Origin of the sequence: Marinobacter sp. tcs-11, from assembly GCF_002049515.1 — a bacterium.
GTDB lineage: Bacteria > Pseudomonadota > Gammaproteobacteria > Pseudomonadales > Oleiphilaceae > Marinobacter > Marinobacter nauticus.
Map to the genome: position 1 here is coordinate 1 of NZ_LLYU01000002.1, position 23,597 is coordinate 23,597.

At 57.7% G+C, this 23,597-nt stretch carries 20 protein-coding genes and 3 tRNA genes; 16 read left to right on the forward strand and 7 right to left on the reverse strand.

Features of this window, described 5'->3' with window-relative positions; genetic code table 11:
• The first annotated feature begins 4 nt into the window (after nt 1-4).
• Both ARC85_RS02645 and ARC85_RS02650 read left to right on the forward strand, forming a co-directional pair.
• Nucleotides 5-81, forward strand: a tRNA-Asp gene (locus tag ARC85_RS02645).
• 9 nt (nt 82-90) lie between these two features.
• Nucleotides 91-166, forward strand: a tRNA-Val gene (locus ARC85_RS02650).
• 131 nt (nt 167-297) lie between these two features.
• On the opposite strand, the gene ARC85_RS02655 is transcribed toward ARC85_RS02650, so the two are convergent.
• Complete coding sequence (locus tag ARC85_RS02655) at nt 298-1,704, reverse strand: 3-oxoacyl-ACP reductase (protein WP_041656364.1); 1,407 nt, start codon at nt 1,702-1,704, stop codon at nt 298-300.
• 191 nt (nt 1,705-1,895) lie between these two features.
• Here ARC85_RS02655 and ARC85_RS02660 point away from each other — a divergent pair, with 191 nt between their 5' ends.
• The 4 genes from ARC85_RS02660 to ARC85_RS02675 all read left to right on the forward strand — a co-directional run bounded on the left by ARC85_RS02660 (nt 1,896) and on the right by ARC85_RS02675 (nt 5,256).
• Nucleotides 1,896-3,212, forward strand: coding sequence for an acetyl-CoA C-acetyltransferase (locus ARC85_RS02660; protein ID WP_222179966.1), 1,317 nt, complete (start codon nt 1,896-1,898; stop codon nt 3,210-3,212).
• Between the two features lie 108 nt (nt 3,213-3,320).
• Nucleotides 3,321-3,397: transfer RNA gene (locus ARC85_RS02665), tRNA-Met, on the forward strand.
• 126 nt (nt 3,398-3,523) lie between these two features.
• Entirely contained in the window at nt 3,524-4,750 is a 1,227-nt protein-coding gene (sstT, locus tag ARC85_RS02670; protein WP_222179967.1) for a serine/threonine transporter SstT, read from the forward strand.
• On the forward strand, nt 4,747-5,256 hold the full coding sequence (locus ARC85_RS02675) for a shikimate kinase (protein WP_011785488.1): 510 nt from the start codon (nt 4,747-4,749) through the stop codon (nt 5,254-5,256). The genes sstT and ARC85_RS02675 overlap by 4 nt, the downstream gene beginning before the upstream one ends.
• A gap of 13 nt (nt 5,257-5,269) precedes the next feature.
• On the opposite strand, the gene ARC85_RS02680 is transcribed toward ARC85_RS02675, so the two are convergent.
• Nucleotides 5,270-6,274 carry a hypothetical protein gene (locus tag ARC85_RS02680; RefSeq protein ID WP_286714248.1) on the reverse strand — a complete coding sequence of 335 codons (1,005 nt, stop codon included), beginning with the start codon at nt 6,272-6,274 and terminating at the stop codon, nt 5,270-5,272.
• Nucleotides 6,275-6,521: 247 nt separating this feature from the next.
• Between ARC85_RS02680 and ARC85_RS02685 the strand changes: the two genes are divergently transcribed.
• A complete protein-coding gene (locus ARC85_RS02685) occupies nt 6,522-8,228 on the forward strand; it encodes an autotransporter assembly complex protein TamA (protein WP_456490314.1) in 1,707 nt (568 codons plus the stop codon).
• On the forward strand, nt 8,225-11,992 hold the full coding sequence (locus tag ARC85_RS02690) for a translocation/assembly module TamB domain-containing protein (protein WP_286714249.1): 3,768 nt from the start codon (nt 8,225-8,227) through the stop codon (nt 11,990-11,992). Before ARC85_RS02685 ends, ARC85_RS02690 begins: the two co-directional genes overlap by 4 nt.
• Nucleotides 11,993-12,001: 9 nt before the next feature.
• Here the strand turns inward: ARC85_RS02690 and ARC85_RS02695 are convergent, their stop codons facing one another.
• From ARC85_RS02695 to ARC85_RS02705, 3 genes are read right to left on the reverse strand one after another with little or no spacing between them, the layout of a single operon-like run.
• Complete coding sequence (locus ARC85_RS02695) at nt 12,002-12,685, reverse strand: SIMPL domain-containing protein (RefSeq protein WP_228198057.1); 684 nt, start codon at nt 12,683-12,685, stop codon at nt 12,002-12,004.
• 11 nt (nt 12,686-12,696) lie between these two features.
• The gene (locus ARC85_RS02700; protein WP_222179971.1) at nt 12,697-13,434 is read right to left on the reverse strand and encodes a gamma-glutamyl-gamma-aminobutyrate hydrolase family protein; all 738 of its coding nucleotides are present in this window, start codon (nt 13,432-13,434) and stop codon (nt 12,697-12,699) included.
• Entirely contained in the window at nt 13,427-14,428 is a 1,002-nt protein-coding gene (locus tag ARC85_RS02705; RefSeq protein WP_273029875.1) for an amidoligase family protein, read from the reverse strand. Before ARC85_RS02705 ends, ARC85_RS02700 begins: the two co-directional genes overlap by 8 nt.
• Nucleotides 14,429-14,594: 166 nt before the next feature.
• On the opposite strand from ARC85_RS02705, the gene lexA reads away from it, so the two are divergent.
• Together lexA and ARC85_RS02715 are read left to right on the forward strand one after the other, a co-directional pair.
• Nucleotides 14,595-15,206, forward strand: a complete 612-nt coding sequence (gene lexA, locus ARC85_RS02710; RefSeq protein WP_031210455.1) for a transcriptional repressor LexA — start codon at nt 14,595-14,597, stop codon at nt 15,204-15,206.
• A 39-nt stretch (nt 15,207-15,245) separates the two neighbouring features.
• Complete coding sequence (locus ARC85_RS02715; RefSeq protein WP_121206862.1) at nt 15,246-15,740, forward strand: cell division inhibitor SulA; 495 nt, start codon at nt 15,246-15,248, stop codon at nt 15,738-15,740.
• Nucleotides 15,741-15,747: 7 nt separating this feature from the next.
• On the opposite strand, the gene ARC85_RS02720 is transcribed toward ARC85_RS02715, so the two are convergent.
• Together ARC85_RS02720 and ARC85_RS02725 are read right to left on the reverse strand one after the other, a co-directional pair.
• Nucleotides 15,748-16,008 (reverse strand): hypothetical protein, encoded by a 261-nt coding sequence (locus tag ARC85_RS02720; protein ID WP_121206861.1) that lies wholly within the window; start codon nt 16,006-16,008, stop codon nt 15,748-15,750.
• A 57-nt stretch (nt 16,009-16,065) separates the two neighbouring features.
• Nucleotides 16,066-16,548, reverse strand: coding sequence for a DUF6586 family protein (locus ARC85_RS02725; RefSeq protein ID WP_286714250.1), 483 nt, complete (start codon nt 16,546-16,548; stop codon nt 16,066-16,068).
• Nucleotides 16,549-16,767: 219 nt separating this feature from the next.
• Here ARC85_RS02725 and ARC85_RS02730 point away from each other — a divergent pair, with 219 nt between their 5' ends.
• The 6 genes from ARC85_RS02730 to fliE all read left to right on the forward strand — a co-directional run bounded on the left by ARC85_RS02730 (nt 16,768) and on the right by fliE (nt 23,597).
• The gene (locus tag ARC85_RS02730; protein ID WP_286714251.1) at nt 16,768-18,126 is read left to right on the forward strand and encodes a DUF1329 domain-containing protein; all 1,359 of its coding nucleotides are present in this window, start codon (nt 16,768-16,770) and stop codon (nt 18,124-18,126) included.
• An 80-nt stretch (nt 18,127-18,206) separates the two neighbouring features.
• The gene (locus ARC85_RS02735) at nt 18,207-18,536 is read left to right on the forward strand and encodes a hypothetical protein (RefSeq protein WP_023009853.1); all 330 of its coding nucleotides are present in this window, start codon (nt 18,207-18,209) and stop codon (nt 18,534-18,536) included.
• A 70-nt stretch (nt 18,537-18,606) separates the two neighbouring features.
• The gene (locus ARC85_RS02740; protein WP_222534623.1) at nt 18,607-20,055 is read left to right on the forward strand and encodes a sigma-54 dependent transcriptional regulator; all 1,449 of its coding nucleotides are present in this window, start codon (nt 18,607-18,609) and stop codon (nt 20,053-20,055) included.
• Nucleotides 20,056-20,268: 213 nt separating this feature from the next.
• Complete coding sequence (locus ARC85_RS02745; RefSeq protein ID WP_011785474.1) at nt 20,269-21,504, forward strand: sensor histidine kinase; 1,236 nt, start codon at nt 20,269-20,271, stop codon at nt 21,502-21,504.
• Between the two features lie 23 nt (nt 21,505-21,527).
• The gene (locus ARC85_RS02750; protein ID WP_278351305.1) at nt 21,528-22,973 is read left to right on the forward strand and encodes a sigma-54-dependent transcriptional regulator; all 1,446 of its coding nucleotides are present in this window, start codon (nt 21,528-21,530) and stop codon (nt 22,971-22,973) included.
• A 255-nt stretch (nt 22,974-23,228) separates the two neighbouring features.
• Entirely contained in the window at nt 23,229-23,597 is a 369-nt protein-coding gene (gene fliE / locus ARC85_RS02755; protein WP_011785472.1) for a flagellar hook-basal body complex protein FliE, read from the forward strand.

Here is a 23,597-nt window from a genome sequence, read left to right on the forward strand (position 1 = left end):
ATGCGGAGCGGTAGTTCAGTTGGTTAGAATACCGGCCTGTCACGCCGGGGGTCGCGGGTTCGAGTCCCGTCCGCTCCGCCACCTTACCCTGGGTGGTTAGCTCAGCTGGGAGAGCATCGCCCTTACAAGGCGAGGGTCGCAGGTTCGATCCCTGCACCACCCACCAGATTCTAAAAAGCAGACCAATCTGGTCTGCTTTTTTTATGCCCTCAGAAAATGCCAAGCTCCTTTGGCGAGCCGCAAAAAGGCCGGGCAGGGTTATCCTGACCGGCCTCTTCCTGAAGTGCCTTCTCTGAATTACTTGCCGATCAGGGACTGGCCGCAAACCCGAACCACGTTCCCGTTCACGCCCGCAGACGCAGGGTTGCAGTACCAGGCGATAGCCTCGGCCACATCTACCGGTTGCCCGCCCTGAGACAGGCTGTTCATGCGTCGACCGGCCTCACGGATGGTAAACGGCATGGCGGCGGTCATCTGGGTCTCAATAAAGCCCGGGGCAATGGCATTGATGGTGATGCCGTTCTTCAGATGACGGGCCATGGCTTCGACATAGCCGATCACGCCGCTTTTGGCGCAGGAGTAGTTGGTCTGGCCGAAATTGCCTGCGATGCCGCTGATCGAAGAAATGCAGACGATGCGGCCGTTTTCCCGCATCAGTTTGCGCTCCGCCAGTTCCTCGTCAATCAGCTCTTCTGCAGTCAGGTTGACGGCAATGGTCATATCCCAGAAATGTTCGGGCATGTTGCCTAGGGTTTTGTCTCTGGTGATGCCGGCGTTGTGGATGACGAAGTCGACACCGCCGGTTTCCTTTTCGATAAAGTCTGCGATCAGCTTTGGCGCCTTTTCATCGGTGATGTCGCAGGCGAGCGCCTTGCCTTTCAGAGCGCCGGTTACTTTCTGCAATTCCTCGAGTGCCGGCGGAATGTCGAGCCCGATGACGGTTGCCCCATCTCTGGCCAGGGTTTCAGCGATAGCGGCGCCAATGCCTCGGGACGCGCCGGTCACCAAGGCCACTTTGCCTGCCAATGGTGCGACCGGATTGGTGGCTTTGGCTTCGTCGGCTTTGCCGATGCGAACCACCTGCCCGGAGACGTAGGCTGAGCGTGGCGACAGGAAGAACCGAACCGAGGAATCCAGCTGGTTTTCAGCATTGGGTGCTATCCAGACCAGGTTCGCGGTAGCGCCCTTTTTGCCGATCTCTTTGCCAACGGCTCGTACGAAGCCTTCCAGTGCCTGTTGTGCAGCGGCCTGGGGCGCCTTGCGGCAGGTGTGCGGGTCCTGGCCAATCACCAGAACCCGGCCATTCGTCGCCAGTTTCCGGATAGTGGGGTGGAAAAAGTCATACAGGGCGCGCAATTCATCCGGTTTCTGCAGGCCGGACGCATCGAAAATCAGTGCCGAGAACTTGCCGGAGACCTCGCCGGTGATATCCAGTGCCTGAGCCTTGTTGCTTGTCTTGGCCGATTCGGCCAGGGTTTCCGGCCCGGTGGCGTGGTGCAGGGTGGCCGGGCTGGCGCCAACAATGCTGCCAAGGGTGGCGATGGCGCGGGCACCATTGCCGGCTCCAATGAGGACGTCGCCCTCAATAAAAGGCTGATCCACTCGCTTGAGGCGTTTCAGCGGGGCCGGTGACGGCAAGCCAAGAGACTGGGCGGCGGTTTTTCCCACCGGGGTATTCACGAGTTTGAGGTAGAGGTCAGACATGTTTTCTTCCTTGTGCATCTGGTTGATTGCAAATTAGCCTAAAGGGTAAGGAATCTTCCAGCTATTGTATTGACTGAACGCAGGTTGTGCGTTGTCAGAGTTGCCAATGAGAGACTGCCGTCAGGCGCTAGACTCATCAACAGTATCGGTGAACCGAAACAGAATCATCTGACTCACAAGGAAACACAGCGATGGCACAGGCAAAGAAAACCTCAGCACCCGTGAAAGGGGCAAGCCAGGGCATTCGACGGGTTGCCGTTATTGGCGGTAACCGTATTCCGTTTGCCCGCTCCAATACTGCCTACAGCAAGATCAGTAACCAGGAATTGTTGACTTCGGCGCTTCGTGGGCTGGTGGATCGCTTTAATCTGGACGGCATGAAAATGGGCGAAGTGGTCGCGGGCGCCGTGATCAAGCATTCCAGGGACTTCAACCTGACTCGTGAATCGGTTCTCAGCTGTGGTCTGGCACCTGAAACACCGGCCTACGATATCCAGCAAGCCTGCGGAACCGGCCTGGAAGCCGCGATTCTGGTGGCGAACAAAATCGCGTTGGGGCAGATCGAGTGCGGCATTGCCGGCGGCACCGATACCACGTCTGATGCGCCGATCGGGGTGGGCGAAGGGCTCCGGGAAATCCTGCTGGACCTCAACCGTGCCAAGACCACCAAGGAGCGCCTGAAAATTCTTGGCCGTTTCCGGCCGAGCCATCTGGTGCCGGAGATTCCGGAGAACGGCGAGCCCCGTACAGGCATGTCCATGGGGGACCATTGCCAGGTGACTGCCAAAGAATGGAGCATCGCCCGTGAAGATCAGGATCGCCTGGCCTGGGAGAGTCATCAGAAGCTGGCAAAGGCCTACGAGGAGGGCTTTTTCGACGATCTGATGACTCCCATGGCCGGTCTCGATAAAGATAATATCCTGCGTCCGGACACCACGCTGGAAAAACTGGCCACCCTCAAGCCCTGTTTTGATCGGGAAAACGGCACCATGACTGCAGCCAACAGCACGGCGCTCACCGATGGCGCGTCGGCAGTGCTGTTGGCCAGCGAAGAGTGGGCAAAGGCCCATAACATGGATGTCAAAGCCTGGCTGACCTTCTCCGAAGTGGCTGCTGTGGATTTCGTCGACAAGAAAGAGGGCTTGCTGATGGCGCCAGCCTATGCCGTACCCCGGATGCTGGAAAGGGCCGGCCTGACCCTTCAGGATTTCGACTTCTATGAGATTCACGAGGCATTTGCGGCACAGGTTTTATCTACCCTGAAAGCCTGGGAAGATCCGGGATTCTGCAGGGAGCGCCTGGGGCTGGACAAACCATTGGGCACCATTGATCGCGACAAGCTGAACGTGAAGGGTTCGAGTCTGGCCACGGGGCATCCGTTTGCCGCGACCGGAGGCCGTATTGTCGCCACGCTGGCCAAGCTGCTGGAGCAGAAAGGTAGTGGTCGTGGCCTGATCTCCATCTGCGCTGCTGGCGGCCAGGGCGTGACGGCAATTCTGGAACGCTGATCCGGGCGGGATAGGTAATAACCGAAATCCTCTTTGACAGCTGGCGGTCAGAGCTATAGTATTCGCGCCACGTTGATCGGGCCTCTACCTGATTGATAAAAAGTTTGATGCGGGATGGAGCAGTCTGGTAGCTCGTCGGGCTCATAACCCGAAGGTCGTTGGTTCGAATCCAGCTCCCGCTACCAAAAAAGAAAAAGGCAGGTCAGTTACCTTCACTGATCTGCCTTTTTTGCTTTCTGGGCGGCAGATTATTCCCATGGCCATTATTGCCGGGTGATGCCCCTTTCTGACCAAGCAAAAGGAGCCCAAAGATGTCTTCCCGGCGACTTGGCGTTGTACGCCCCCTGCTGCAGATGGGGTTGATACCCCAGATTACCATCGGAATCATTGCCGGCGTTTTGCTGGCCGTGGTCTGGCCTGATACTGCCCAATCGGTTTCTCTGCTTGGCCAACTGTTTATATCCGCCCTGAAAGCGGTTGCGCCGATTCTGGTGTTTGCGCTGGTGACGGCAGCCATTGCCAATCACCAGCAGGGACAGCCAACCCACATTCGTGGGGTGTTGCTGCTCTATGTGATCGGTACGCTGGTAGCGGCGGTGGTAGCCGTGATCGCCAGCTTTGTCTTCCCCACGGAACTCACGCTGGAGCTTCCGGAAGTCAGCGGCAACCCGCCTGGCGGGGTAGTCGAGATCCTGCGCAATCTTCTGCTGAGCGCGGTGACGAATCCGGTCAGCGCCCTGATGGAGGGGAACTTCATTGCTATTCTGGCCTGGGCCGTTGGTCTGGGATTAATGCTGCGCCAGGGCCGTGACGCCACCCGGCAAGTGGTGAACGACCTGTCCGATGCAATTTCCGGCATTGTCCGGGCCGTTATCCGGTTTGCGCCCCTGGGAATCTTCGGGCTGGTTGCCAATACCCTGGCAGATGCCGGCATCGGCGCGCTGCTGGAATACGGTCGCCTTCTGGCGGTCATCGTTGGCTGTATGCTGTTTGTGGCTCTGGTGACCAATCCGTTGATTGTCTTCCTCCACACCCGCCAGAATCCTTACCCCCTGGTATTCGCCTGTTTAAGGGGCAGTGCCATCACCGCCTTTTTTACCCGCAGTTCCGCTGCCAATATCCCGGTTAACCTTAACCTGTGTGACCGGCTGGGGCTGGACCCGGATACTTACGCGATTTCCATCCCGCTCGGTGCCACTATCAATATGGCCGGTGCTGCCATCACCATCTCCGTGATTACCCTGGCGGCTGCGAATACCCTGGGTATTCCGGTGGATTTCCCGACCGCACTGCTGCTTTGTGTGGTTTCGTCTATTGCGGCCTGCGGGGTTTCCGGCGTGGCTGGAGGTTCACTGCTGCTTATTCCGCTGGCGACCAGTCTGTTTGGTATCTCCACGGAAGTGGCCATGCAGGTGGTTGCAATTGGTTTTGTCATCAGCGTGGTTCAGGATTCCACCGAAACCGCATTGAACTCATCAACGGATGTGTTGTTCACCGCGGCGGCCTGTCGTTCGGCCGAGGTTCGTGAATCAGCATGACCACCGGGCGCAGAAATCTGGTGTTTATCGGCATGCCCGGCAGCGGCAAAAGCACCGTCGGAGTGTTGGTGGCAAAACGCCTGGGCCTGGGGTTTATCGATACCGATCTGCTGATCCAGGAGCAGGCCGGGCGAACGCTGCAGGAGATCGTTGATCAGGACGGTTATCTGGCCCTGCGCCGGATTGAAGAGCAGGTATTGCTGGCACTTGAGGTTGAAGGTCAGGTCATCAGCACCGGTGGTAGTGCGGTGTACAGTGAGGCCGCGATGACACACCTGAGGCAGAAGGGTACCGTAGTGTTTCTCGATATCTCTCTGGATGAGGTACGCAGACGTATCGGCAATTACAGTCTCCGCGGTATCTCCCGTCGGCCCGACCAGTCTCTGGAAGCGTTATTTGAAGAGCGTTTCGCCCTTTATACCCGCTACGCGGACCTGACCATCAAGGGCCATGGGCTGAACCTGGAACAGGCCTGTCAGGCGGTCATCGATGGGTTGCCACAGTAAAGAGCAATTCCTGTCAGGGCAGATTCTCGCGCCAGTGTTTGACCCGGACCTGGTCCTTGATGGCGTCGACCACCTCCAGTATCAGGTTGATTAGCGCTTCGTTTTCGGCCTCTTCCTGTTGTTGGCCAGGTTCGGGCAGGAATACGTTGACGATATCTTCAATAAACGCATGGTTAGAAGTGGAGGCCAGGTCTTCGAGAATCTGGTGAATCACATTGGCGACAATATCACCCACCGCATTCTCCAGCGTATCCTGGATGGTTGGCCCCACCACTGGCAGGTATTTCAACCGGGACAGCTCCAGATTCTGCTTCAAGGCCTGGTCTACCCGGTTTTCCAGGTAGGCCCTCAATGCGCCGCGATTTGGTACGTAACCCTCCTTGGCTGCCACTGCCACCCGCTCTGAAATCCAGTCTGACAACATTTCCCGCCGCGGATAAAGAATATCCTGCTGGATACGCTCAAACAGTGGCGAGCCCCGCCGAACCTCTTCCTGAACACCGCTGAGTACTTTCAGGACAATCCGGTCAGACAACTCCTCCATGAAAGCTTCGTAGTAGAAATTTACGAACCGGAACAGCCGGGTGTTGGTGAAATCTATGATCTTGTACTGATGCAGCCGGTAGATAATCGAGATCACCCGGAGGATTCTCAGAAACCGGAGGCTGCCGACCGGAATACAGCCCACCAGATCGTACCAGTGGATGAACGGATAGAAGTACCAGCGGTCATAGACTTTTGCCTTGATGGAATAACCCCAGCGCAGCACAAATTCGCTCAGGAATATGGCCACGAAGATCAGATCGTAGAAAATGAAACGCTCATGAATGGGGTGGTAGGTAGATTGCAGGGCCGGAGCGTAGTCCTTGAGCAGATTCTGCACAGCCACAAAGTTGTAGATAGAATCCCAGATGATGAACGAAAGGTTGACGATCAACAGGCCGAGCATCAGAAAGTCGATCACGAACCAGATCAGCTGATGACTGGATTTCAGGTTTTCGCGGTTTACATGAAGCATCCGTAGGACCTGTCTATGGCTCTATAAGTGTCTGACAGGTTAGCCTATTTCTGGAATGGGTACGAGACTGGCGGTGGCAACGGCAGCGGCGTTATGCTGCTAATCTTAATACGGCGGGCATGGATAGCGTCCCGGTCTTGCGGGTAAACTCTCGCCCCTGTGACAGGGAACACTCACTTTATCTGGTCAGGGCAGCCATCCTTTGATGCGGTTATTCGGGACTCACATTCAAGCAGCGATCAGGCCGGTGATATGGTTGCTGTTATGGCAGGCGAGCTCGGGATTTGCCAACCAGGTCCGGGTAGAGGTTGAGGGGGATTACGACCAATTGCAGGAGAACGCGGAAATCCTGCTGGGTGAGGTGCAGGACAGAACCGCTGACGGACTTCGCCGCTATGCCTCCAGCGCCGTCTCTCAGGTGGAAGAAGCAGTCCGGGCTCTGGGTTATTACAACCCGACCATTCGCTGGCAAGTGAATGAACAGGGTGAAGCGCCAGCGGAGCTGGTGCTGACCATCGTTCCCGGCGAGCCCGTGCGCGTCCGGTCCCGGCGTGTGGATATTCAGGGTCCGGGGGCAGACGATCCCGACCTGGTGCAAGACCTTCCGGAGCGCCCTCGGGAGGGTGACATTCTGAATCATGGTGAATACGACGGTTTACGGCAGTCGATACAGAACCGGGCAGGGCGCCTGGGCTACTTTGACGGCGAGTACGAGAACCGGAAGCTGGAAGTTGATCCGGATGCCAATACCGCCGATATTCTGCTCACCTATCGCACCGGTGAACGTTATCAGCTGGGCGACGTCACGTTTCTGGAAGGCCATGGTTTTGAGGAGCAGTTGCTGAGGCAATTTGTGACCACAGAGCCGGGCGAGCCGTTTCATGCTGACAAGGTGGCGCGGCTTAACCGGGATCTGTCCAACAGCGGGTATTTTTCCGGCGTCGACATTGATGCCTCACCTTCCCAGGCCGAGGATCGTGTTATTCCAGTGAATATCGGTCTGACCCCAAGACCTCCCAGGTCGGTCTCTGCGGGTGTCGGGTTCTCGACCGATGTGGGGCCGCGTTTCCGGGGTAACTGGCGCGAGCACTATATCAACCCCATGGGGCACAAGAGAGGGGCGGACACCGAGCTGTCTGAGCTGCGTCAGAGTGTCAGTGGCTGGTACGAATTGCCTCTTGACCCGCCCATGACCGATTCCATCCGCCTGGGCACCGGGTATCAGCGGGAGCATGTGGAAGACGTTGAGTCCGAGCGCCTGACCTTCGGTCAGCAATGGAACCATCAGCTGGACAACGGTTGGATGCAGGTGTTGTCGATGCGCTGGGAGGGGGAGCGCTTTCGCATCGGTGACGGTGAGCGAGGGACCTCCAGCCTGCTTCTGCCGGGTGTGAGCTATTCGAAGCTGCAGGCGGATTCGCCACTGGATCCGTCCCGGGGATTTCGTTTACAGCTGGATGTCACCGGGGCCCACCGGGCTGTGCTTTCAGATGCGGATATTCTGCATGTCAATCTGCTTGCCAAGGGTCTGTATACCCTGGCTGACAACCATCGTTTTCTTGCCCGGTTCAACTTTGGCGGTGTTGCCACCAACAATTTTTCCGATGTGCCGCCCTCTCTCCGGTTCTTTGCCGGCGGTGATCAGAGCGTACGAGGGTATGGTTATGAGACGCTTTCACCGGAGGACAGCGATGGTGTGGCCGTTGGCGGTCGATATCTCATTGTGGGGAGTGCTGAGTACCAGTATGAGTTTGCCAGGAACTGGCGTGTGGCCGCCTTTGTGGATGAGGGTAATGCCGTGAACGATGTCTTTGATCCACTGGCGACCGGTGTTGGGGTGGGGATTCGTTGGGTCAGCCCGGTGGGGCCGCTTCGCCTGGATGTTGCCAGGGGGTTGAATGAGGAGCTTGGCGGTGGCTGGCGGATTCACTTTTCCATGGGGCCGGAGCTGTGACCGAGACACAATCCAGAAATACACAGTCCCCGGATGCCGAACCGGAAACCCGAAAAACCCGGCACTGGTGGTTTTGGCCGCTGGTCATTGTGCTGGTGTTGCTGCTGGTGCCCCTGTTGCTGGTGGTTGCAGTGTTACTGGCCCTGCGCAGTGAGACCGGAACCGCCTGGGTTATAGAACAGGTGCCCGGCCTGCGGACGGAAGCGGCCGTGGGGTCGATGCTGGGGCAGTGGCGTGCCGACGAACTGGTCTGGCAGGGCTATGGTGTGGGCGTGCAGGTGAGCGAACCGGAAATTGACTGGTCGCCGTCGTGCCTGTTCGAGCTGACGGTGTGCCTGGACACGCTCAAAGCGGCCAGTATCGCGGTTACTGTACAGGAATCCGCCGACCAGGCCGATCAGCCACGAGGTGATATCCAGTTACCTGTCATCAATTTGCCCCTGGGTGTGAACATCGGTGACGTCCGGCTCGGGACGCTGACGGTAAATGACAACCTGGTCTGGGACCGGATCGAGCTGGATTCCCGGGCGTCGGGTGCCACCCTGAACGTCGACCACCTCCTGTACGAACGCGGCGATATACTGGTGACCGCCAACGGCCGAGCCGAGATGCGGCGGGACTGGCTGTTGAATCTTTCAGTGAACGTTGCCTTGCCACCACCGAGCGGAGACGACTGGCAGGTTGCCCTGGATCTGTCCGGCAGCGCCCGGGATCTTCGTTTGGCAGGCGCCAGCAGCGGCTACCTCGATGCCCGCCTTGAGGGGGAATTGGATCCGCTTGATGTCGATCTGCCGGCTACCCTGAAGCTTCAGTCGCCGGAATTTTGGCCGCACAGCGCCGTGCCTGAAACCCTGACGCTGGGCCAATGGCGGCTGGAACTCGATGGTAGCCTGGCTCGGGGCTTCGATACCCGAACCCGGGCGATGCTCCCGGCGTCCACCGGGCCAGTGGAGGCGTCAGTTCAGGGTCTGGTGACCCTCCAAGGCGCTTCCGGCGTCGAGGTTACGATGATCGCGCGGGATCGGGAGGGCAATTTCGATGGCCGCTTCGGTGCGAGCGGCAAGGTATCCTGGCGTGACGGTATTGATGCCAGCGCAGACATAACCCTGGAGGAGTTTCCCTGGTACGGCCTGATTCCGGGCCTGGAGCCGCCACCGGTTGTGCTGAAACGTCTGGATGGCCAGGTTCAGTATGGTAATGGTCGTTATCAGGCAGCGCTGGATGCTTCAGTGGCGGGGCCCCTGGGTGAAGCCGAACTGACATCCCGGCTGATAGGGGATCTGCAATCGGTGAGCCTTAGCCAGCTGGACATGACCACCGGTGCCGGCGCGCTTTCCGGACAGGCAGAACTGGTGTTTTCCGGGCCGCTGAGCTGGGAGGCGCAGTTTGAGCTCGATCGATTCAATCCGGGCTTTTGGGTGCCGCAACTGGAAGCGCGTTTGAATGGAACGGCGGCTACCCGAGGCCAGTTGCGGGAGGGGGCGCTGCCCGAATTATTCGCAGATCTGGATCTCAGCGGCCAATGGCGGCAGCAGCCGGCACAGGCAAAAGGAACCTTGTCCACCCAGGGGCGAGACTGGGTTGTGCAAAACTTCAACCTGTCCGTCGGGGATAACCGGCTTGAGGGCAGTGGACGGTATGGCGAATCTCTGGCGGGCGACCTGCGCTTTGATCTTGCCGCACCGCAACAACTGTTGGCTGGTCTGGGTGGGGAGGCTGCCGGACGGCTTCGGCTGGCTGGCTCGCCGGAAGCTCCGGAAGCTGAGCTCTCACTGACGGCGGGCAATCTGGCCTGGCAGGATCAATTCCTGGTTACCGAGGCGCAGCTTGAGGCGGGACTTGATAGTGACGGGGTGCTGGACCTTGATCTGTCGGGCACTGAGCTGCGTCTCGCTGGCCAGGAACTCGACAAGGTTGTAGCGTCCCTCGGCGGCACCCGGGAGCGCCACACCCTGGCATTGCAAGTCGATCATCCTGAAGCTTCGGTTGAGCTGGAATTCGCGGGCGGGCTGGGAGAGAAACTACCGGATTGGCGCGGACAGCTGACCCGGGGCCGGATTTCCGTACCAGAGCCCGGGCAGATCTGGCAGCTGGATAGGAGAGCGGATCTCACCTACGTGGCCGGGGCTCTTGAACTTGGCAGTCACTGCTGGCGCTGGCAGCAAAGCTCGGTCTGTGCGGCTGACCAGAGACTGTGGCCAGACTCCCGCATTGCTTATGAACTGCGAGGTTTCCCGGCCAGTGCATTGGCGCCGTTGTTTCCAGAGACATTCCGGTGGCAATCGACTATAGACGCCGACATTGCCGTAACTCTCACGGATGCGGGTCCCGATGGCACTATCCGGATTGATGCCGGCGCTGGCGAGTTCGGGGTTCTGGTGCTGGACGACTGGCAGCCCATCACTCATGACCAGCTAGTGGTTGAGGCTAATCTTAAACCGGATGAGGCCAATGTCAGCCTGGATTTCAGCGGCCCGGAACTTGGCCAGTTTGATCTGGATCTTGCTGTGGATCCTCTGGCCAGTGACCGCACGGTTGATGGTGAATTCCGGCTCCAGGCCCTTAATCTTGCTTTCCTCTCGGCTTTTACCGGTATTGAAGATATTCAGGGGCGGGTTAATGGCAGTGGTCGTTTGAGCGGTCCCTTGATGAAGCCTGACGTCACCGGCGAGCTGGTGCTTAGTGAAGGGCGAGTGTTTGATCCTGGCCTTCCCCTGCCACTGGAGGAATTGCTTGTAGTGCTTGAGTTCCGGGGGCAGTCGGCCGATATCAGCGGGCGCTGGAAAAGCAATGATCGCAGTAAGGGCGAGGTCTCCGGGAGCTTGGAGTGGGCACAGTCGCCGCAGGTCGCGATCAACCTGAAAGGCGAACGGCTGCCGGTGACGCTGGAACCTTATGCCCGGTTGGAGGTGGCGCCGGATCTGGATATTGCCTTCAAATCTGGAGAGCTGTCGGTCTCCGGCCGCGTTGAGGTGCCCAGAGGCGAAATCGAAGTCCAGAGCGTCCCCCCATCGGCGGTGTCGGTTTCCGAGGATGAAGTCATCGTGGGTGTTGAACGGGAAGAACCTGCCATTCGGTCCATGCTGATGGATGTGACTGTGGTGGTCGGTGAGGATGAGGTGTCGTTTGCCGCGTTTGGTGTCACCGGCAACCTCGAAGGCACGTTGCGCATTGGCAACAATATGGATACGCGGGGTGCGCTGCAGTTAGTGAATGGTCGCTATGAAGCCTTTGGCCAGGAACTGGACCTGCGCCGGGCACGGATTCTCTTTGTAGGTGCGCTGACCCGACCGTATTTGGACATTGAGGCAGTCCGTGAAGTTGATACGGTGGTCGCCGGGATCCGGTTGTCCGGCCCAGTGGATGAGCCGGAAACGGAAGTGTTCTCGGAACCGTCGATGCCGCAGAGTGATGCCTTGTCGTACGTTATTCTTGGTCGTCCGCCCCGGGGCCAGGGGGATGAGGGGCAGATGAGCCGGGCTGCGTTGTCACTGGGTCTTACCCAGGCCAGCAAGATCACACAAGGTATTGGAAACGAGCTGGGTATCCGTAACCTGACATTGGAGGCGGAGGGTTCAGGGGAGCAGGCCTCCGTGGTGGCGAGCGGCTATATCACAGACGAACTAAGCCTCCGTTATGGTGTTGGCATATTTGAACCCATTACCACGGTAGCCCTGCGCTACGATTTGGGCCGCTACTTCTATCTGGAGGCCGCCAGTGGTCTGGCGGCCTCACTGGATATTTTCTATACACGGAACTTCTGAGTGGCCAGGTCAGTCCAGCTCGAAGGTGGCGCTGACGGTGGCCTGGATTTCCCTGGGGCCCACGCTTGAAACGGCGTCACCGACCATTTTCGATTCCGCTTGCATCATCGGTACCGGACGATGGCCGCCGTTCACATTCAGACTGACCACTTCGCCACAACGTTGCTCGAGTTGCTTGGCGACAAACTCGCAGCGGCTTCTGGCATCGGCGATGGCCCTTGCCAGAGCTTCGCGTTCCAGCCCCTGCTCGTCTGAGTGGAAAAACTGGTGGCTGCCAAGATGATATTGCAGCCCCAGCTTGTTGGCTTCACCAATCAACGGATTCAGCAGATCCAGATCGTTGATCGAGAAGCTGACGGTCTGGCTTGCCACCGATACTCGCTTGGGATCCTGGCCTTGTTCCCGTACAGGAAGCATGCGAGTGTAAACACTGAGATCGGCATCAGAATAGTCGTCCAGCTCATTACGATAGGCCGCAATGGCCTGGCGCCATTCGTCCATGGTGTCGGACACCTGTTCAGAGGCCTTTGCGGCATCCGGGTGCTCGGCCGTGACTGAGAACTGCAGTCTGGCGCTGTCTGGTTCGTAACGAACAATACCTTCGCCATTCAGGCTCACTTCTCCGGCACTGGCTGCCGCGGGTATCACGGTGACGGCGGCGGCGAGCGCAAGTGGCAGTCGACGTTTGATCATGGTCATTCTCCTTATGAGTGGAACTCCGGGCCTTCCCGGTTATCCAGTCGTTCCAGTTTCCGGGCCCGGGCGGCGTGCACAAAGTGGCTGAAGATGCGACGGTGCCCGGTGTGGTAAAGCAGGTATTCGGGGTGCCATTGCACTCCCATCAACCATTGTCGGCCGGTGTTTTCGATGGCCTGCACAAACAGGTCGTTGTCCACGGCCGTCACTCTGAGATTCTGTCCAAGGCGCTTGATGGCCTGGCTGTGAATGCGGTTGGCGCCAATCACGTGGCTGTACATCAGGCCTCCCAGACGGCTGTCCCGGACCAGGCGAACCGTTTGGAGGGGTAATAACAAAGGTCGATGTCGGGTATGTACCCGCAACGGGGTAACGTTCTGGCACAGGGACCCGCCGTGAAAGACGTTGATAAACTGTGCACCGCGGCAGATACCCAGCACCGGAATGTTAATCGCCTCCGCCTGGCGGAGAAGCTCGGTGTCGGTAGCATCCCGTTTCAGGTCATACCTGGCCGTCACTTGGGGTTGTTGACCATAGCGGCCCGGATGCACGTGGGTGCCGCCCGAGAGAACCAGCCCGTCCAGTAGTTCGACGTTGGTTCGGTCGCCCGGGCGGATGTAGTGTGTTCTGGCGCCATGCAGGCGCAGGCCCAGGCTGATCAGCCGATGGGCCATACTTCGTCGGGCCGGGCCGCTGATGCCGATGGTGAGACCGGGGATGTCCGTTTCGTTTTCCCAGTCAGACATAACCGTGCTGATGCAGCCATTCATCGGTGGACTCACGCCAGGAGCGGGTGAGATTGCGGAAGCTGAACTTCCGGGATTCGTGGAATTCGCCCCGCAGGGCATCAAGATCCTGACGGTTGTTGGCAAGCTGTTCCAGCACTACCCAATCGTTCCACACTGTGGAGAAGTGCCAATTGGGATTGTCGATATCACAATCCGGCAGCCGGTAGTGCAGAGTAGGACGACTTTTGATCCTGGGGTCCTGAACGTATTCGGACAACAGCGATTCGTTCAGATGAGCGAACAGTGGCAGAAGATCCAACGCCTTGTTCCGGGTAGGATTGTAGTGCAGATAGTCCCTCATCAGTGTGTCCAGGTCAGGACGGTAATCGTCCGCCATCAGCTTGTCTGTGTAGCGGCTGCTCCAGGGCTCGATGTAGGTGGTGAACTTCCGGCTGATATCCAGCTGATGCCGGGACTTGAGCCAGTCATACAGCAGTGCGAACGCCTGCAGATAACGTACCAGGGTCTCGGGTTCAAGATCGGGCAGTTCCGGGTTAAGTTGAAGCCCGAACGCAAAGTAGATGGCCTCCCGGCTGCCTTCAGCACCCAGGTCTCGCAGCTCGTCTACCAGATTCTCGATCATGCCCAGAGCCGACATTGCGAGCGGTGGTCCCACAATCTCTAATGGCACAATCTTCTCGGCGGCAAAATCAATGACGTCCATGGCGTGGTTGCCGAGTTCCCGAATGGATTCCGGGAGCCGCTCGTCGGCAAGATCCAGGTCTTTGATAGGATCAGAGTCCAGCTCAATGGTGAAAGCCCCGGCGTCCGTATCCAGTCGGGTGACATAACGGGATGTCAGCTCCGGCTCTCCCCCAAGCAGTCGGGCAGCATGCTGGACCAGGGCCTCGTAGGTCAGGCCGGACAGTTCAATCTCAACCCCGACTTTTCGTTCCTGGCCGTCCCGGTTTGTCGTTTGTTCCGGCATCTTGCAGCGGTCGTGTACGGTCATGGTTGTGTGTGGCTTCCCTGTGTCTGGTTTGCGTCACCATAACATACAGGCTGTTGGTCGCCCGTTACAGGAAGGAAACGAAACGGAGAGGGCTTTACACTGGATAAAACACTGTATATAGTCAGTTCACTGTATAAAAAAACAGGATCGAAATTCCGGAGCCCGACTGATGAAACTGACTGCAAGACAATCCCAGGTGCTGGACATTATCCGACGTTACGTGGATGAAACCGGCTACCCGCCCACCAGGGCTGAAATTGCCGCAGAGCTGGGATTCCGTTCCGCCAACGCGGCGGAAGAACATTTGAGGGCTCTGGCAAGGAAAGGCGCCATCGAGATGGTCCCGGGAGCCAGCCGGGGCATTCGCCTGCCGGAGGCCGAAGAAGATCTGGGCCTCCCTGTCATCGGGCAGGTTGCCGCCGGTAGCCCGATTCTGGCGCAGGAACATATTGAAGATCACTGCACGCTGCAGCCGGGCTTCTTCTCTCCTTCAGCAGATTACCTTTTGCGGGTACGGGGGATGAGCATGAAAGACATCGGGATTCTGGATGGTGATTTACTGGCGGTGCACAGTACCCAGGATGTCCATAACGGTCAGATCGTTGTCGCTCGTGTCGGAGAGGAGGTCACCGTCAAGCGTTTCCGCAGGGAAGGCAACAAGGTCTGGCTGATTGCAGAGAATGAGGAGTTTGCTCCGATTGAGGTCGATCTTGCGGAGCAGGAATTGTTTATTGAAGGTCTCGGCGTAGGCGTTATCCGCCGCTCCGATCTTCACTGAATACCGTATTCGGCAGCGCATGGCGCAGGTAGGTGAGTAATGGAACAGTTGAGCTTCACTCAGAACATGGCATTTCAGCCGGCAGCTGTTGTTGCGGCTGGCGCGGTTTCCTCTGGCCAAAGGGCACCGGCGGCCCGGGTAGCAGCGTCCGGTTCGGAGCGACGTTCAGCGTCTGGCTTCGGTGGCAATGTTACCGAGATTATTCTTCCGGAGGAGCAGGTGGAGAATTTCCAGTTGCTGCTGCCAATGCTCACACAACTCAACCAGGAGAAACGTTGGCTGGCGTGGATTGATCCTCCCCAGTCCCTGGTGGCCAAGTGGCAGAAAATGCACGGCATTGTGGCCAGTGAGATTCTGGTGTTGCGGTCAACGACAGAATTCCCAGCACAAGAGCTGGCTGAGCGGGCGCTGGGCGCAGGCACCTGCCATGCCGTTGTGCTCTGGACTCACAAGCTAGGCCGTGCGGCGCTGGAAGCGTTGCAAAAGGCATCTGCCAAGGGTAATAGCCACGGTGTGGTGTTGCGCCAGAGATAACGGGTGCTCAATGCAAGGTGTAGTGGGGCTGATTGTCGGCGAACTCGCTTTCGTCCTCTTCCCAGTCAATGTCGTGGCTGATGTTGCCAGCGGCCTCGATGCCAGCGGCAATCATCGCCTTGGCGACGTTCATGTCCCGGTCTTCCAGCATTTCTCTGGCCTCATCAGAGAATGAGATGCGCACAAGTGGAGCTGCATCGTCATCAATCCGGCGAAGCGCGTAGTCGCCGTCGGCGAGTTGTACAATTTCAAAAAACGAAGGTGACATTCATTCAACCTATATCTGCTGTCAGCGTATGTTAATGGATTGGCTCCGGCAGGCGGATTACCACTCGCTGTGTTGCTCGTCTATCTCTCTGGTCAATACGGTCATGGCAGCCAGTATCTTGTTCAGAGCCTGAACGGACCGATCTGGCCCCTGATCCGCCGAAACCGCAATGATGTTTTCTTCCGTCACGGTTTTCCGTATCTTGGGCGGTTCTCCAGCTGCAGTCTCCAACTGATTCAGCTGTTGCCACCAGCTGCCTGGTGTTTCAGCCAGTTCCTTCAACATCCCGCCTTCCGCAATCGCATAGGGAAACAGCGCCTCCAGCTCGTCGATGGAGGCCGGTCTGTCGACTTTGTTCTGGTGGCATCGGGTAATCATTACCAGCAGGAGTTCTCGAGCCCGCAGCAATAACTCAATGGCACCTTGCAGTTGGGCTTCTCGTTCTGGCGCAGTCGCTGCTTCGTCTTGCTCAACCCGGATTAGTAACGTTTTGGCCAGAAACAGCTTTTGCGAAACCAGAGAATGCCATTGAGATGCCATGAGGAAACCTGCGAACGAAAAATCAGAGAAACAGGGCCGGTAAAACTTTGGGAGTTTATCATTTTTGGCTGTTTATTTCTCGTTCTATCCGCTTTGTGGAAATGCTCTTGTCACAAGAAACTACAAACAACCACTTGAAACGGGCGTTTGAAACTGGCAAAAAGAGCGTCAGATTGGGTGAGTATTGACCACTCATGTGACTCACGCTGGAGGTTGAGGATGCGAAACCGATTTATTGCTGCCATCGCAGTTGCTGTTATGGGGGCGTCCAGTCCGCTGCTGGCAAAGGTAACACAGGCGGAAGCCGCGCGCCTGAATAATGAGCTGACACCGGTTGGTGCTGAGCGCGCGGGCAACGCAGCGGGCACCATTCCAGCCTGGGATGGCGGGCTTGCCACGCCACCGGCGAATTGGCGCGAGGGGTCTGTAGAAACCAATCCGTTCCCTGGCGATGACGCCCTGTATGTGGTGACGGGTGATAACCTTGATCTTTACCGGGACAAGTTGTCGGACGGCCACATCCGGATGCTGGAGCAATATGGCCCGGCATTTTTCATGCCGGTGTATGAAACCCGTCGGACAGCGGCGTTTCCCGAACATGTATACGAGAAGTTCCGTCAGAATGCCCTGACCGCCGAGCTTTTGGATAATGGTAACGGGGTAAGAGACACCATCATGACCAGCCCGTTCCCCATTCCGAAGAATGGTCTGGAGGCGATCTGGAACCACATTCTCCGGTATCGCGGTGAGGAGGTGTCCTTCCGAAGTGCTTCAGCCACTCCTCAGGAAGACGGTTCTTTCAACCCGGTGGTCAACCACTACGATTATTTTTTCGCGTACAGTCAGGTAGGCGCGGATCTTGCCGATATCGACAACAAGATCTTCTACCTGAAAACCGAGACGATCGCTCCGACCACGCTGGCGGGCACCATCACCCTGGTGCACGAGACTCTGGACCAGGTTCGTTCACCTCGCCTTGCATGGCGTTATGATGCGGGTTCCCGACGCCTGCGCCGGTCTCCGAACCTGGCCTACGAGACAGACCTGCCGAATTCGTCCTCTCTGCGTTCGGTTGACCAGAAAGATATGTATAACGGTGCTCCAAACCAGTATGACTGGGAACTCAAAGGTAAACGGGAGCTGCTGGTTCCCTACAACGGATACAAGCTTCACGATTCCAGTGTTCGCCCTGAGGACGTCATCCGCCCGAACCACATCAACCAGACACTCGCCCGCTATGAGCTGCACCGGGTCTGGGTGGTAGAGGCCAAGCGCCGTACTGGTATTGGCCACATTTATGAGCGCCGTGTGTTCTACATTGACGAAGATAGCTGGCAGATTCTGGTTTCTGAGGAGTACAACGAGAAGGGCGAGCTATGGCGCGTTTCCGAGGCTCACAATATCAGCTACTACAGCGAGCCGGTCTTCTGGACCACCATGGAAATGACGTATGATCTGAAGGCAAACCGTTATTACATTGATGGTCTGGACAATGGTTACCCCGCCTATGATTTCGCGCCGGGGTATCGTGGTAACGAGTTTACCGCCTCTGCGGCCCGTCGCGCTGCACGGCGTTAACCGTCCGCTTGCGGGGCGCCATCGTTTCCGGTGGCGCCCTTTCGTTGGCCAGTCTGTCCCGCAGACCCCGGAGATTGCCAATGGCCAACCCTGAAAACCTCCTTTCCGATCTGGATCAGCTTCAAAACGAATTAACCCTGGCCCTGGACAACCAGGATTGGGAACGCTTGGGCCAGCTTAATGCCCGGGTCCGACCGACGGTGGAACCGTTGATGGCTGAACTCGAGCAGGGCCGAATTGATGCCGCACTGGTGCGAGAGCGACTGGAAGCGCTGAATCGTTTTGTGGCCGAGGCTGATGCTGCCGCTGTGAAGGCCCGCGACGAGGCGAAAGCCTCGTTGAAGGGGGTCAGCCAGAACCGTAACGCCGCCAAAACCTATCAGAACGTCTCCTCGAATCGTCAAAGATAGCGTCATAAAATTGACTCGGGCCGGCATACGGTCTTAAATACCGCACAAATCCATGAAGAGATTCCTGTGAATGTCCAAAAATAACAAAGTGCTGGTGCTGAGTAAGGATGAAACCAGGCGGCGAGATCTGGTCACCATTCTGGAGTTTGTCGGTGAAGAGCAGGTGATTTCCGGCGACGAGGCTTTGGCGCTTTTGGCGAGTGACGATGATCAGGCCTGGGATAGTGTTTCAGTGGCGGTCGTCAACGGCACCGAATCCGGCGCCTGTTCCGCCATAGAGCAGGTATGCCGGGCCATGACCGGTGTGCCAGTGTTGCTGGTTGGCGACCCTGATCTCAAGGGGTTGTCAGAGGACGATGCGGCACGAGTGATTGCGCGGATGGAATGGCCGCTGAACTACACCAAGTTCGTGGATTCCCTGTACCGCGCACAGATCTATCGTGACCAGTTCAGCCGCAACCAGCAGCGCGGCCAGCAGCGTGGTGTGCAGCTGTTCCGCAGCCTGGTGGGAACCAGTCGTAAAGTCCAGCAAGTGCGCCAGTTGATGGAGCAGGTGGCCGACAAGGATGTGAGCGTGCTGATTACCGGAGAGTCCGGTACTGGGAAGGAAGTGGTTGCTCGCAATCTGCATTACCATTCTTCCCGCCGCGATAAGCCCTTTGTGCCGGTGAACTGTGGTGCTATTCCGGCAGAGCTGCTGGAAAGCGAGCTCTTTGGCCATGAGAAAGGCGCGTTTACCGGTGCCATTACGGCGAGGGTAGGGCGCTTTGAGATGGCGGAAGGCGGCACCTTGTTCCTGGATGAAATTGGCGATATGCCCCTGAACATGCAGGTGAAGATACTGCGGGTTCTGCAAGAGCGCACCTTTGAAAAAGTGGGCAGTAACCGCACCCAGACCGCTGACGTACGGGTGATTGCGGCGACCCACAAGCATCTTGAGGACATGATTGAATCCGGTGATTTTCGGGAGGATCTGTACTACCGGCTGAACGTGTTCCCCATCGAAATGCCGGCACTCCGGGAGCGAGTCGAAGACATTCCACTGTTGATCAACGAGCTGATTTCCCGGATGGAAAAAGAGAAGCGTGGTTCATTGCGGATGAACTCGGCGGCCATCATGAGCCTGTGTCGTCATGATTGGCCGGGCAATGTCCGTGAGCTGGCGAACCTGGTGGAGCGTCTTGCCATCATGCATCCCTATGGCGTGATCGGAGTGCAGGAATTGCCGAAGAAGTTCCGCTATGTGGATGATTACGATGAGAATCGCCCGGTAGAGGATTCCGGTATGCCCTCTTCCATACCAGGGCTGGTGGGGCTGGATGCGCCAGCGTTGCTGCCGGTGAACGGCATTGATCTGAAGGATTATCTCTCCAATCTTGAAAAGCAATTGATTCAGCAGGCTCTCGATGAAGCCAGTGGCGTAGTCGCCCGCGCTGCCGAAAAGCTGCGGATACGGCGTACTACGCTGGTGGAGAAAGTGCGAAAGTATGGTCTGAGGGACGACTCAGAAGAAGCCTGATGGCACCGGGGTGACCGGTAAAAGGTGGCGTCAAAGGTTTGTAACCTGCGACGCCATTGTTGTTTCTGGCCGACGGTAATTCGTCACCCCGGGTGTCGTTGGTTTCGTTACTATTTGAAAATAAACAATAAATATTAATTGGCACGCTGTTAGCTTTAACCTTTCCGAACAAAAGTATTGATGGCCCCGCCGGGCCTGTCAGGGGGAAAGGTTATGAGCCACGCACATGTCGTTATGGAGTCCCGCCACCAGCCGGATGCCAACGCTGCGGCTGATGTCAACGACAAGGTGACAGCACTGTTTCCACAGCAGGACGATGAGGCTGTAGATTCTGCGCTGGAACTGTTCAATCGCATGTCTCGCCAGATTACCGACTCCTATCGCACACTCGAGTCTCGGGTGAACCAGCTCTCCGGTGAACTGTCTTATGAATCGCGGCAGCGCCAGCAGGAGCTGGAGCAGAAAGAGCAGCTGGCAGATCGCCTGTCTACCTTGCTCAATGCTTTGCCTGCGGGCGTGGTGGTGCTGGACAAACATGGTACTGTCAGCCAGAGCAACCCGGCCGCCATTGCCTTGCTGGGCGAGCCGCTGGAGGGCGAGCGCTGGATTGACGTTATCCGCCGCTGTTTCGCACCCCGTAACGATGATGGCCATGAGGTGTCCCTGAAGGATGGTCGCCGGGTCAGCATTGAGATTCGTACCATGGAGAATCAGCCGGGTCAGTTGATCCTGCTGACCGATCTGACTGAAACGCGCCAGCTCCAGTCGCAACTGGCTCATGCCCAGCGCCTCTCTGCCATGGGCAAGATGGTTGCGTCCCTGGCCCACCAGATTCGCACACCGCTGTCTGCTGCCATTCTCTATGGTGGCCATCTGAGCCAGCCGGATCTCGATGAGGAGCTACGTCAACGTTGCGCTTCCCGGCTGATGTCCCGCCTGACCCATCTGGAACAGCAGGTTCGCGACATGTTGATCTTCGCCCGCGGTGAAACCCGACTGGCGGAAGAGCTGGATTCGTCGCGCCTGGTGGAAGCGCTCGAGTCTGCTGTTGATGGACTCAAGCTTGCGCCAGGTGTGCAGGTGACCCTGGACAACCAGGTGCAGACGCCTTGCCGGCTGATGTGCAATCGCGATGCCCTGGTCGGCGCCTGTACCAATCTTGTGAATAACAGTCTGGAGGCGGGGGCCGCCGACGTTTCAATCGTTGTTTCCGCCACCTCCGGCCGCCTGGAGATCCGGGTTTCCGATAATGGGCCCGGGTTCGAGCCTGGTGAGGCAGGTCGGATTATGGAAGCCTTCTACACCACCAAGTCCCATGGCACCGGCCTCGGGCTGGCCGTGGTGCAGGCTGTGGTCAAGGCCCATCAGGGCGAGTTTTCGATTTCATCCCCCGGACAGCAAGGTGCCGACGCGATAGTTCGGCTGCCGATTCTGACAGCCCGGTTTTAAAGAACAGGTTGGAGGTACATAGCATGGCAAAGGCCCAGATTCTGATTGTGGAAGATGACCACGACCTGCGCGAAGCTTTGGTAACGACGCTGGAACTGGCGAAATTCCAGGTGCGGGAAGCGGCCAGCGCTGAAGATGCGCTGGCAAGCCTGGCCCGGGCGCCGGTCGATATGGTGGTCAGCGATGTCAATATGCCCGGCATGTCCGGCCATGAGTTGTTGGCGGAAGTTCAGCGCTTGTATCCGGGGCTGCCCATGATGCTGATTACCGCGTACGGCCAGATCAGCCACGCGGTGTCTGCCATGCAATCCGGTGCCATCGATTATCTGGTCAAGCCGTTTGAGCCTCAGGTTCTGGTGGAAGCGGTCAGTCGGGTCGTGGGCGGAAGCCGCCAAAAGGCTGGCGATGAGCCGGTGGCTGAGGATCCGGTCAGTAAACGCATGTTCCAGTTGGCCGCGAAAGTGGCGGCCAGTGATTCCACAGTGATGATTTCCGGTGAGAGTGGTACCGGTAAAGAAGTGTTGGCCCGCTATATCCATCAGCAGTCACCCCGAGCGGATGAGCCATTTGTCGCGATCAACTGTGCCGCTATTCCGGAGAATATGCTGGAAGCCATTCTGTTCGGTCACGAGAAAGGTGCTTTCACGGGTGCCGTTGCAGCCTCTCCAGGTAAATTCGAGCAGGCCAATGGCGGAACGATCCTGCTGGACGAGATTTCCGAAATGGATCTTGGTTTGCAGTCCAAGCTGCTGCGAGTGTTGCAGGAGCGGGAAGTGGAGCGCGTCGGTGGTCGCAAGACCATTCAGCTGGATGTTCGTGTGCTGGCGACCACAAACCGTGATCTGGCGGACTACGTGCGCGAGGGCAAGTTCCGCGAAGACCTTTATTATCGATTGACGGTGTTCCCGATGCGGTGGCAGCCCCTGCGGGAGCGGCCGCTGGATATTCTGCCCCTGGCCCGCTCACTGTTGAAAAAGCATTGCCGCAAGATGAAGCTGACCGGCATCACCCTGGCCGAGGATGCCCGCAAGGCACTGATGGCTCATGCCTGGCCGGGTAATGTCCGGGAACTGGACAATGCCATTCAGCGGGCGCTGGTGTTGCATCAGGGTAATGTAATCCACGCCGGTGATCTTTGTCTGGAGCTTGGGATTACCGGTGCCGCTGACTTTGGTGCACCCGCTGAGCCGGCCATTCCCGCCAGATCCATGGAGGCCCCTGAGGCCGACTTGCCAGACCCCGAGGCGGCGATGGAAGCGGATTCAGCGGCTGATGAGGCGATTGGCTCACTCGGAGATGATCTGCGCCAACAGGAGTTCCGTATCATTATTCAAACCCTCAAGAAAGAGCGTGGCAGGCGCAACCGGGCCGCGGAGCAACTGGGCATCAGCCCGCGAACGCTTCGTTACAAACTGGCCCAGATGCGAGATGCCGGTATCGATCTTGATGCGGAGCTGGCCATGGCCTGAGTCAGGGCCTTTGTTGTCGACCTTATACTCCTTCGGGCACCCTTCGGGGTGCCGTTTTTTTACTTGTCTGCCTGGTCTTCTTTTTCGGTCTGGTTTCATCCCTGTCAATTCTTCGTCGCGCAGACGCCTTCCGTTGTGCAATGATTTATTAACCCGTTGAAATAAATGGTTTAATTGTTTCTGGCCTGTTGCTTGCTTTCAGTTCATTTGAGTCAGCAACAAGTACAGGCCCGACGGGGCCACCGGGAGAGTGTGATGGTTCAACGTGCCGACATAAACAATGTTCTGTCTGAGATCCGGAATCTGCGTACCCAGATGATGCAGAACCAGAGGATTGAACAGGATCAGTCCGTACGTGGCCGCATCGATGGCCCACGACAGGTTCAGGAAACTCAGGAAGTTCCCAGCTTCAGCGATATGCTGGGCAAGGCCGTCAACAATGTGCACGAGGTCCAGAGTCAGGCCAGCGAACTCAGGACGGCCTATGAAATGGGCGATCCGAATGTGGACATTACCCGGGTAATGATTGCTGCCCAGAAATCTTCCGTGTCTTTCGAGGCGCTGACCCAGGTGCGTAACCGGGTTGTGCGGGCCTACGAAGACATTATGAATATGCCGATCTGA

Coding starts and splice junctions, on each gene's coding strand:
- ARC85_RS02655 (WP_041656364.1), bottom strand. CDS start 1,704: ATGTCTGACCTCTACCTCAAACTCGTGAATACCCCGGTGGGAAAAACC.
- ARC85_RS02660 (WP_222179966.1), top strand. CDS start 1,896: ATGGCACAGGCAAAGAAAACCTCAGCACCCGTGAAAGGGGCAAGCCAG.
- sstT (WP_222179967.1), top strand. CDS start 3,524: ATGTCTTCCCGGCGACTTGGCGTTGTACGCCCCCTGCTGCAGATGGGG.
- ARC85_RS02675 (WP_011785488.1), top strand. CDS start 4,747: ATGACCACCGGGCGCAGAAATCTGGTGTTTATCGGCATGCCCGGCAGC.
- ARC85_RS02680 (WP_286714248.1), bottom strand. CDS start 6,274: ATGCTTCATGTAAACCGCGAAAACCTGAAATCCAGTCATCAGCTGATC.
- ARC85_RS02695 (WP_228198057.1), bottom strand. CDS start 12,685: ATGATCAAACGTCGACTGCCACTTGCGCTCGCCGCCGCCGTCACCGTG.
- ARC85_RS02700 (WP_222179971.1), bottom strand. CDS start 13,434: ATGTCTGACTGGGAAAACGAAACGGACATCCCCGGTCTCACCATCGGC.
- ARC85_RS02705 (WP_273029875.1), bottom strand. CDS start 14,428: ATGACCGTACACGACCGCTGCAAGATGCCGGAACAAACGACAAACCGG.
- ARC85_RS02715 (WP_121206862.1), top strand. CDS start 15,246: ATGGAACAGTTGAGCTTCACTCAGAACATGGCATTTCAGCCGGCAGCT.
- ARC85_RS02720 (WP_121206861.1), bottom strand. CDS start 16,008: ATGTCACCTTCGTTTTTTGAAATTGTACAACTCGCCGACGGCGACTAC.
- ARC85_RS02725 (WP_286714250.1), bottom strand. CDS start 16,548: ATGGCATCTCAATGGCATTCTCTGGTTTCGCAAAAGCTGTTTCTGGCC.
- ARC85_RS02730 (WP_286714251.1), top strand. CDS start 16,768: ATGCGAAACCGATTTATTGCTGCCATCGCAGTTGCTGTTATGGGGGCG.
- ARC85_RS02735 (WP_023009853.1), top strand. CDS start 18,207: ATGGCCAACCCTGAAAACCTCCTTTCCGATCTGGATCAGCTTCAAAAC.
- ARC85_RS02740 (WP_222534623.1), top strand. CDS start 18,607: ATGTCCAAAAATAACAAAGTGCTGGTGCTGAGTAAGGATGAAACCAGG.
- ARC85_RS02745 (WP_011785474.1), top strand. CDS start 20,269: ATGAGCCACGCACATGTCGTTATGGAGTCCCGCCACCAGCCGGATGCC.
- ARC85_RS02750 (WP_278351305.1), top strand. CDS start 21,528: ATGGCAAAGGCCCAGATTCTGATTGTGGAAGATGACCACGACCTGCGC.
- fliE (WP_011785472.1), top strand. CDS start 23,229: ATGGTTCAACGTGCCGACATAAACAATGTTCTGTCTGAGATCCGGAAT.